The organism is Pseudomonas sp. UTLPPB19802 (assembly GCF_059730225.1).
In genome coordinates, this window is the sequence record NZ_AP048545.1 from 6,762,608 (window position 1) to 6,772,500 (window position 9,893).

The window sequence follows — 9,893 nt, forward strand, 5'->3', positions numbered from 1 at the left end:
TCTCTCAATTGCTCGACTTGTTTGCCGGTTCCGGATCCGATTCATCGACCTGGGTAGCAGCCCCTGCCTGCGTCTCGGAGGGCTGAATATCGGCTGGCGGCGGTGTCACAGAGGTGTCGCACATCTGGTCCAGTACCACCTGCTCGTCGACCCGCGGATCGAGCGCCGCGCCAAGGGGCGACATGGCTTCCGGCATGACCACGTGCTGCAGCGGCGCATCCTCGACCTGGTGCAGGTTGGTCACGGCCTTTGGCCGGATACGCAATACCAGGACCAATGCGAAGAAGCTGAAGAACGCGTAGAGCATATGGCTGCCGAACAGCTTCATCAGCACCCCGGCCGCCAGCGGCCCGATGCTCGCACCAATGCCGTAGGTCATCAGCAACATGGCGGTCAGCGAAACACGGCGATCGCCCTCGATATGGTCATTGGAAAATGCTACCGCCAGCGGATACAGGCAGAACTGCAGCAGCGAAACCACGAATCCGGAGGCAAACAGCACCTCCATCGGCGCCGAGGAGAAGATCGCCAGCGGCAAGGACGCCAGCATCAGCAGCAGGGCGACGCTGCGGATCAGCACGGCCCGATCGTAGCGATCAGACAACCATCCCAGCGGCCACTGCACCAGGAAGCCGGCAAAGATGCAGCAGCCCATGAACAGACCGACCAGCTCGGTGGAAAGCCCCTGTTGAGCAGCATAGAGCGGCGCCAGGCCATAGAACGAGCCGACGATCAGCCCCGCACCCAATACGGTGGTCAGCGATTGCGGTACGCGCTTCATGAAGAAGCGTGGTTCCAGCGGAGCCGGATGCAGGGGTGCCGGGTGAATCCGCCGGGTCATGGCCACCGGTACCAGGCACAACGCAAAGCACAGTGCGACCAGCATCAGCAATTCGGGCCCGAGGGCCGGGTGCATGACCAGGATCAGTTGCCCGAGCACCAGGCCCAGATAGGAAGCGATCATGTAGCCACTGAAGACCAAACCGCGTTGCTTGGCCTCGGCCTGCTCGTTGAGCCAGCTCTCGATAACCATGTACTGGCACATCATGCCAAGGCCAACGATCATCCTCAGCAACAGCCAGGCCGGCAGCCAATTGATCAGGCCATGGCCCAGTACGGCGGCACCGACGATCCCGGCACAAGTGGCATAGGCCCGGATATGTCCGACGCGGGCAATCAGCCGGTGGCCGATCTTGCCGCCCAGCACCAGACCGAAGTAGTTGGCCGCCATCAAGGCGCCTACCCACAGGCCATCGACATGGTCGGCTGCCAGGCGCAGGGCAAGGTAGGTACTCAGAAGGCCCGAGCCGATCAGCATCATCAGCGAGGCGAAATACAGCGCTCTAAAGGATTTCCAGATTTGGCGCATTGACGTTCCTGGCGGCTCTTTGAATAAGATGTCGGGCTACCCGGAAGATAGCCCGATGCGGACGTTACGTCTAAGCCTGGGCGGCCAGAACACGGCGCTCCCAGGGGCTGATCTCATCGAGGTAGCTGGTCAACTCCATGGTCTTCGAAGCCACGTAGCCTTCGATGAACTCGGTGCCGAACAGTTCCTTGGCCAAGTGGCTGCGCTTGAGCCGCTCCAGGGCCGCATGCAGGGTGCAGGGCAGTGACAACTCATCCGCTACTTCGAACTCGCCCTGGATCGCCGGTGTCGGCTCCAGTTGCTGCTCGATACCGTGCAGGCCTGCGGCCAGGCTGGCGGCAATCGCCAGGTAAGGGTTGGCATCCGCTCCCGGCAGGCGGTTCTCCACGCGCCGTGCCACCGGCGAGCTGGCCGGGATACGCAGGCCGGCAGCCCGGTTGTCGTGGGACCAGCAGGCATTGTTCGGCGACGCGTACGGATGGCATAGACGCTGGTAGGAGTTGACGTTCGGCGCAAACAACGCGGTGAAGTCCGCCATGCACGCCTGCTGACCACCGATGAAATGACGGAACATTGCGGTCGGCTCGCCAGCGGCATCACTGAAGACGTTTTTGCCGCTGCCAATCTCCACCACGCTCTGGTGAATGTGCATCGAGCTGCCCGGCGTCTTCGCCAGCGGCTTGGCCATGCAGACCACGCTCAGGCCATGCTTGAGCGCCACCTCCTTGAGCAGGTGCTTGAACAGGAAGGTCTGGTCGGCCAGCAGCAGCGGATCGCCGTGCAACAGGTTGACCTCGAACTGGCTGACGCCCATCTCGTGCATGAACGTGTCGCGCGGCAACCCCAGTGCCGCCATGCTCGCATAGACCTCGTTGAAGAATGGACGCAGGCCATTATTGGAACTGACACTGAAGGCCGAGTAGCCGTCCTCGCGACGCCCATCGAGGCCGATAGGCGGCTGGAAAGGCTGGGTCGGGTCGGTATTGGGGGCGAATACGAAGAACTCCAGCTCGGTCGCCACCACTGGCGCCAGGCCACGAGCCGCATAACGAGCAATGACTGCCTTGAGCTGGCCACGGGTTGACAGACTGGAACTCTCGCCAGTCAGTTCATCGGCATCGCAGATCGCCAGGGCACGGGAGGGCTGGCTCCACGGCAGACGGTGGATCTGGCGCGGGTCGGCAATGAGGGCAAGGTCGCCGTCGTCGCTGCCGTAGAATCGCGCCGGCGGGTACCCGCCCATGATGCATTGCAGCAGCACGCCACGCGCCAGCTGCAGGCGCCGCCCTTCGAGAAAACCCTCGGCGGTCATCACCTTGCCACGCGGCACGCCATTGAGGTCGGGCGTGACACATTCAATCTCATCAATGCCGGTCAATCGCTGCGCGAGCGAGTTCTGGCCATCGGTCGTCATGACTCAATCCTTGTTGTTGTAGAGACCGCGAACGGCGGCCTGTACAAAATACGCACCAGCCGTTCGGGATTTCAAGCAGGAACGAGGAAAAAGACTGACTCAGGGGAGATAGAGCTTGAACAAGGCACCGCCGAGGGTGCCACCGTTGCCGAGTTCGATACGTCCGCGCACGCCGTTGCGCTCGTGCAGGGCTGCAATCCGAGCAGCGAAATACAGCCCCAGGCCGGTACTGCCTGTCGCCGAGTTGATACCCTGAACGTAGTCCGTCTGGCGTTCGAGCATCTGCGCGGGGAAGCCAGGACCATCATCGTTGATACTCAGCACCAACTGCTCGTTTTCCTCGCGCACATCGATCAACAATGCATGGCAAGCGAAGCGGATGGCATTGGTGACGATATTGCCTACCACGGACCCGATCAGCTCACGATCGAAGAAACCCAGCGGGCTGAAATCGTCGATTTCATAACTGGCGACAATACCGCGACTGTTCAGGACTTCCTGGCGACTCGCCAACTGCGCACCGATGAAGTCGTCCATATCATGGTAGTCAGGCCGCAACGGCAACTGATTGACGCCCAGCTTGTAGAGGCCCAGCAACTGCACCAGCATGCTATTGAGGTGCGTGAACTCGTACTCGATTACAGCACGCTCGGGGTTCTCGCGTTGCGCTTCGGGCAGCTGGCTCTGCCACTGGCCGTGGGCCTGTATCAGCATCGCCAGCGAGTTCTTCATGTCATGGACGGTCGAGGCGATTACCGTGGAAAAATCCAGCCCCTGATCCTTGTCACTCATTCGCCAAACGCCCGGCTGCGCAATTTCTGATACCTCTCATAACGTGGATCGCTGTCCGGCATCTTGCCGACCATTTTCAGGCAAGCCCGGCACTCTTCGAGGACCGCCGCATCGCCACTCTTTTGCGCCGTCACCAACAGTGCCTGCGCGGCATTGAGGGCAATACTGATATTTTTCGGTTGCAGGGCCAATGCCTTGCGGAACAGCTCCTGCGCCTCCTCCAGGTTGCCGCTCTTGTAGCTGCGCACGCCCTGGACGTTGAGGTCGATGGCGGCCTTGCCGCTGCCGAGGATCTCCGGATCGTCGGTCAACTTGGCAATGCCCTTCATCACTGTCGGATCATCACCGTATATTTCCACGCAGTTCTTGAGCATCGATGCACCGGCATCCGCCTGCCCCAACTGCTGCAGTTGCTTGGCTACCAGCAGGGCAGCTTCGGCACTCATGAAGTTCTCCATGCCCTCTAGCCGCGCCATGGCCTGCTCGGTGAGCTTGTCGGCTGTTTCGGCGTCATTGAGCAGCAGGCTGGTGGCCTTCATCAGCCGTGCACGCACCTGCAGTCCCGGGTCGCTGGCGTTTTCCTTGGCAACCGCACTGAGCGTCTGGTTGATCTCCAGGCGCGTGCGCGTATCCAGGCCGCGCTCACTACCCTTGCTGATCAGGGCATGGGCCAGACCAAGATTGCTTTCCGGGTCTTTGTAACGCGACTGTTCGCCCTGGGAAACCGCCTGGCGGTAGGCCTTGGACGCCCCCTCGAAATCCTCGTTGGCCATGGCCAGCTTGCCGAGCAACGACTGGCGGCGTACTGCCAATGGCGACAAGCGTACAGCCTCCTCAAGCACGCTCTGGGCCCGTTTGGTTTCACCCTGCTGGACCAACACGTCGGCGAGTCCATCATAGAGCGCCGGCATCATCGGAAAGGCCTTGAGCGCTGCCTCATACAACTCCTTGGCCTGGCTGAGCTGCCCACGCTTGTAGAGCAACTGTCCAAGCATCGCATACGCCCATGGCAGCGGGCGATCGCCCAGGATGCCATTGAGAAAGCGCTCCAATGGCTCGTTCTGGCCGAGGGCACGCATCGCATCGGCACGGTAGCGCAGGCATAGCGGGGCGAAGCGGGTGTCCTGCTGCGTGAGCTTGGTACAGGCAGCCAGCACCTCTGCCGGTTTGTCACGATCGAGCGCCTGCATGATCGGCTTGAGCAGATTCTTGCGCTGAACCAGCTTTTCCAGGCGCTGGGCCAAGCTGGCCCGGTTGAACGGCTTGGTCAGGTAGGCATCGGGCTCATGCTCCAGGGCACTGAGCACCATGGCCTGACTGCTTTCGGCGGTGACCATGACGAAGATGCTTTCATGACTGATCAGCTTGTCGATCATCAGGTCTTCGAGCACCTGTTGACCATTCTTGCGACCGTCGCCGAGGTGGTAATCGTGCAGGATGAAGTCGTAGCGCTTCTGCGCGCACATGCGCAACGCCTGCTCTCCGGTGTCGGCGGTGTCTACTTCCTTGACGCCCAACTCCCGCAGCATGGACCTGACTGAACTGCGAAAATCGGAGAAATCGTCGACGATCAGAAAGCTTTTTTGGTGATACGCCAGCATCGAGATTCCTGTCATTGGAAATAGAAGATGAGCCCGAAGGCTATTTCAAGCACGGACCCAACTTCACTGTCGCTTTCGCGAACAGATAATAACTAAGGCAAACTGCCACTAATCGATTTTACACCAACCCGCGATCCCGTTGAGCTGCCCCGATCTGATATTCAGCTCCAAGAGTAGTCGATGTGCGGACGGTACTTTCCATTAGAAGGCTCCAGGGATGACGCGAGGCACAGAGCCATGGCGCAATCCGCTGCTATCGCTAGTGAGGATATCGCCCGCGAACGACCAAACCTGAGGGCTGTTAAGCATCTAATGGGAAAAAAGAGAGAGCGGACCGATGGTTTATAGTGGCCATGGGGCTCTGTGACGCGCCGCCACTCTTGTGGCGAGGAGGTTTGTCGGGACGCCGAACCGCTGGGGTGCGCAGGAACCCTGAAACCAGCTTATGCGGTGGGCCAGGTAGATCGGGGGTTCAGGGTTTGGGGCTGCCTTGCAGCCCAGCGGGGCGGTGCGGCGTCCCGACTAACCTCCTCGCCACAAGTGAGGTGGGGTTGGGTCTTGTGTCGGTTGTGGCGGTTTCTTCGCGGGCAAGCCCTGCCCCTACAGACGGGTGGCGAGCACAACCGGTATGGACGACGAAGTATTGTAGGAGCAGGGCTTGCCCGCGAAGAGGCCCTCAAGCCCTGCACCGGACTTGCCAACGCCACAAAGACAAAACCCCAACTGCTTTCGCAATTGGGGTTTTGGAATTTAATCTTGACGATGACCTACTCTCACATGGGGAAACCCCACACTACCATCGGCGATGCATCGTTTCACTTCTGAGTTCGGGATGGGATCAGGTGGTTCCAATGCTCTATGGTCGTCAAGAAATTCGGTAGCCAGCTCGTAGCCCTTGCGGGTCACGCTCCAGCAAATTCGGGTATGTGATTCAGGTGTTTTGTGCGTTGCAAACTTTCGGTTCACTTCGTCTTCATACACCGCAATCTGCTCATTCGACGCAAATTGCTTGGGTGTTATATGGTCAAGCCTCACGGGCAATTAGTATGGGTTAGCTCAACGCCTCACAGCGCTTACACACCCCACCTATCAACGTCGTAGTCTTCGACGGCCCTTCAGGGAACTCAAGGTTCCAGTGAGATCTCATCTTGAGGCAAGTTTCCCGCTTAGATGCTTTCAGCGGTTATCTTTTCCGAACATAGCTACCCGGCAATGCCACTGGCGTGACAACCGGAACACCAGAGGTTCGTCCACTCCGGTCCTCTCGTACTAGGAGCAGCCCCTCTCAAATCTCAAACGTCCACGGCAGATAGGGACCGAACTGTCTCACGACGTTCTAAACCCAGCTCGCGTACCACTTTAAATGGCGAACAGCCATACCCTTGGGACCGGCTTCAGCCCCAGGATGTGATGAGCCGACATCGAGGTGCCAAACACCGCCGTCGATATGAACTCTTGGGCGGTATCAGCCTGTTATCCCCGGAGTACCTTTTATCCGTTGAGCGATGGCCCTTCCATACAGAACCACCGGATCACTAAGACCTACTTTCGTACCTGCTCGACGTGTCTGTCTCGCAGTCAAGCGCGCTTTTGCCTTTATACTCTGCGACCGATTTCCGACCGGTCTGAGCGCACCTTCGTACTCCTCCGTTACTCTTTAGGAGGAGACCGCCCCAGTCAAACTACCCACCATACACTGTCCTCGATCCGGATAACGGACCTGAGTTAGAACCTCAAAGTTGCCAGGGTGGTATTTCAAGAATGGCTCCACGCAAACTGGCGTTCACGCTTCAAAGCCTCCCACCTATCCTACACAAGCAAATTCAAAGTCCAGTGCAAAGCTATAGTAAAGGTTCACGGGGTCTTTCCGTCTAGCCGCGGATACACTGCATCTTCACAGCGATTTCAATTTCACTGAGTCTCGGGTGGAGACAGCGCCGCCATCGTTACGCCATTCGTGCAGGTCGGAACTTACCCGACAAGGAATTTCGCTACCTTAGGACCGTTATAGTTACGGCCGCCGTTTACCGGGGCTTCGATCAAGAGCTTCGCGTTAGCTAACCCCATCAATTAACCTTCCGGCACCGGGCAGGCGTCACACCCTATACGTCCACTTTCGTGTTTGCAGAGTGCTGTGTTTTTAATAAACAGTCGCAGCGGCCTGGTATCTTCGACCGGCATGGGCTTACGGAGCAAGTCCTTCACCCTCACCGGCGCACCTTCTCCCGAAGTTACGGTGCCATTTTGCCTAGTTCCTTCACCCGAGTTCTCTCAAGCGCCTTGGTATTCTCTACCTAACCACCTGTGTCGGTTTGGGGTACGGTTCCTGGTTATCTGAAGCTTAGAAGCTTTTCTTGGAAGCATGGCATCAACCACTTCGCGTCCTAAAGGACACTCGTCATCAGCTCTCGGCCTTAAGATCCCGGATTTACCTAAGATCTCAGCCTACCACCTTAAACTTGGACAACCAACGCCAAGCTGGCCTAGCCTTCTCCGTCCCTCCATCGCAATAACCAGAAGTACAGGAATATTAACCTGTTTTCCATCGACTACGCTTTTCAGCCTCGCCTTAGGGACCGACTAACCCTGCGTCGATTAACGTTGCGCAGGAAACCTTGGTCTTTCGGCGTGGGTGTTTTTCACACCCATTGTCGTTACTCATGTCAGCATTCGCACTTCTGATACCTCCAGCAAGCTTCTCAACTCACCTTCACAGGCTTACAGAACGCTCCTCTACCGCATCACTTACGTGATACCCGTAGCTTCGGTGCATGGTTTGAGCCCCGTTACATCTTCCGCGCAGGCCGACTCGACTAGTGAGCTATTACGCTTTCTTTAAAGGGTGGCTGCTTCTAAGCCAACCTCCTAGCTGTCTAAGCCTTCCCACATCGTTTCCCACTTAACCATGACTTTGGGACCTTAGCTGACGGTCTGGGTTGTTTCCCTTTTCACGACGGACGTTAGCACCCGCCGTGTGTCTCCCACGCTCGGCACTTCCAGGTATTCGGAGTTTGCATCGGTTTGGTAAGTCGGGATGACCCCCTAGCCGAAACAGTGCTCTACCCCCTGGAGTGATACGTGAGGCGCTACCTAAATAGCTTTCGAGGAGAACCAGCTATCTCCGAGCTTGATTAGCCTTTCACTCCGATCCACAGGTCATCCGCTAACTTTTCAACGGTAGTCGGTTCGGTCCTCCAGTCAGTGTTACCTAACCTTCAACCTGCCCATGGATAGATCGCCCGGTTTCGGGTCTATACCCAGCGACTAAACGCCCTATTAAGACTCGCTTTCGCTACGCCTCCCCTATTCGGTTAAGCTCGCCACTGAATATAAGTCGCTGACCCATTATACAAAAGGTACGCAGTCACAGAACAAAGTCTGCTCCCACTGCTTGTACGCATACGGTTTCAGGATCTATTTCACTCCCCTCTCCGGGGTTCTTTTCGCCTTTCCCTCACGGTACTAGTTCACTATCGGTCAGTCAGTAGTATTTAGCCTTGGAGGATGGTCCCCCCATATTCAGACAAGGTTTCTCGTGCCCCGTCCTACTCGATTTCATGACTAAGAGACTTTCGCGTACAGGGCTATCACCCACTATGGCCGCACTTTCCAGAGCGTTCCGCTAATCTCAAAGCCACTTAAGGGCTGGTCCCCGTTCGCTCGCCACTACTAAGGGAATCTCGGTTGATTTCTTTTCCTCAGGGTACTTAGATGTTTCAGTTCCCCTGGTTCGCCTCTTGCACCTATGTATTCAGTACAAGATAACCATCTTGTGATGGCTGGGTTCCCCCATTCAGACATCTCCGGATCAAAGTCTGTTTGCCGACTCCCCGAAGCTTTTCGCAGGCTACCACGTCTTTCATCGCCTCTGACTGCCAAGGCATCCACCGTATGCGCTTCTTCACTTGACCATATAACCCCAAGCAATCTGGTTATACTATGAAGACGACATTCGCCGAAAATTTGCAGCTCAATTAAGAGAACACAAATTTTACCTTAGCCTGATCCGTTACCAGTGAAAGTAACGTTCAGTCTATCTTTCTATCACATACCCAAATTTTTAAAGAACGATTCTGAAAAAGTTCAGAAATCAACATTCATCATCAATCGATCGTGATCGATGGAATGCTCATTTCTAAGCTTTGACACGGTGTTAAGGATGGTGGAGCCAAGCGGGATCGAACCGCTGACCTCCTGCGTGCAAGGCAGGCGCTCTCCCAGCTGAGCTATGGCCCCAACAAGAAACTGGTGGGTCTGGGCAGATTCGAACTGCCGACCTCACCCTTATCAGGGGTGCGCTCTAACCAACTGAGCTACAGACCCAGTTAAGAGCTGTTACCGTAATCGTCTTCTTCAATGAATCAAGCAATTCGTGTGGGAACTCATGGTGAAGCTGATGTCGTCGATTAAGGAGGTGATCCAGCCGCAGGTTCCCCTACGGCTACCTTGTTACGACTTCACCCCAGTCATGAATCACACCGTGGTAACCGTCCTCCCGAAGGTTAGACTAGCTACTTCTGGTGCAACCCACTCCCATGGTGTGACGGGCGGTGTGTACAAGGCCCGGGAACGTATTCACCGCGACATTCTGATTCGCGATTACTAGCGATTCCGACTTCACGCAGTCGAGTTGCAGACTGCGATCCGGACTACGATCGGTTTTATGGGATTAGCTCCACCTCGCGGCTTGGCAACCCTTTGTACCGACCATTGTAGC

General features: G+C 57.0%; 4 protein-coding genes, 2 tRNA genes and 3 rRNA genes (1 of these 9 cut by a window edge). All 9 read right to left on the bottom strand.

Features of this window, described 5'->3' with window-relative positions:
* Window positions 1-4: 4 nt before the first annotated feature.
* Window positions 5-1,369, bottom strand: a complete 1,365-nt coding sequence (locus AC6I6U_RS29765; RefSeq protein WP_497879527.1) for an MFS transporter — start codon at window positions 1,367-1,369, stop codon at window positions 5-7.
* Window positions 1,370-1,439: 70 nt separating this feature from the next.
* On the bottom strand, window positions 1,440-2,681 hold the full coding sequence (locus tag AC6I6U_RS29770) for a glutamine synthetase family protein (RefSeq protein ID WP_497883134.1): 1,242 nt from the start codon (window positions 2,679-2,681) through the stop codon (window positions 1,440-1,442).
* Window positions 2,682-2,882: 201 nt separating this feature from the next.
* The gene (locus AC6I6U_RS29775) at window positions 2,883-3,575 is read right to left on the bottom strand and encodes a sensor histidine kinase (RefSeq protein ID WP_497879528.1); all 693 of its coding nucleotides are present in this window, start codon (window positions 3,573-3,575) and stop codon (window positions 2,883-2,885) included.
* Window positions 3,572-5,176 (bottom strand): tetratricopeptide repeat protein, encoded by a 1,605-nt coding sequence (locus AC6I6U_RS29780; protein WP_497879529.1) that lies wholly within the window; start codon window positions 5,174-5,176, stop codon window positions 3,572-3,574. The genes AC6I6U_RS29775 and AC6I6U_RS29780 overlap by 4 nt, the downstream gene beginning before the upstream one ends.
* Before the next feature lie 754 nt (window positions 5,177-5,930).
* Window positions 5,931-6,046, bottom strand: a 5S ribosomal RNA gene (gene rrf, locus AC6I6U_RS29785).
* Between the two features lie 150 nt (window positions 6,047-6,196).
* Window positions 6,197-9,087 (bottom strand): 23S ribosomal RNA (locus AC6I6U_RS29790).
* Between the two features lie 249 nt (window positions 9,088-9,336).
* Window positions 9,337-9,412, bottom strand: a tRNA-Ala gene (locus AC6I6U_RS29795).
* Between the two features lie 10 nt (window positions 9,413-9,422).
* A tRNA-Ile gene (locus tag AC6I6U_RS29800) sits at window positions 9,423-9,499 on the bottom strand.
* Window positions 9,500-9,583: 84 nt separating this feature from the next.
* Window positions 9,584-9,893, bottom strand: a 16S ribosomal RNA gene (locus AC6I6U_RS29805) (it continues 1,227 nt past the right edge of the window).
* Together the 16S, 23S and 5S rRNA genes with 2 tRNA genes alongside form the textbook arrangement of a ribosomal RNA operon.

Coding starts and splice junctions, on each gene's coding strand:
- AC6I6U_RS29765 (WP_497879527.1), bottom strand. CDS start 1,369: ATGCGCCAAATCTGGAAATCCTTTAGAGCGCTGTATTTCGCCTCGCTG.
- AC6I6U_RS29770 (WP_497883134.1), bottom strand. CDS start 2,681: ATGACCGCCGAGGGTTTTCTCGAAGGGCGGCGCCTGCAGCTGGCGCGT.
- AC6I6U_RS29775 (WP_497879528.1), bottom strand. CDS start 3,575: ATGAGTGACAAGGATCAGGGGCTGGATTTTTCCACGGTAATCGCCTCG.
- AC6I6U_RS29780 (WP_497879529.1), bottom strand. CDS start 5,176: ATGCTGGCGTATCACCAAAAAAGCTTTCTGATCGTCGACGATTTCTCC.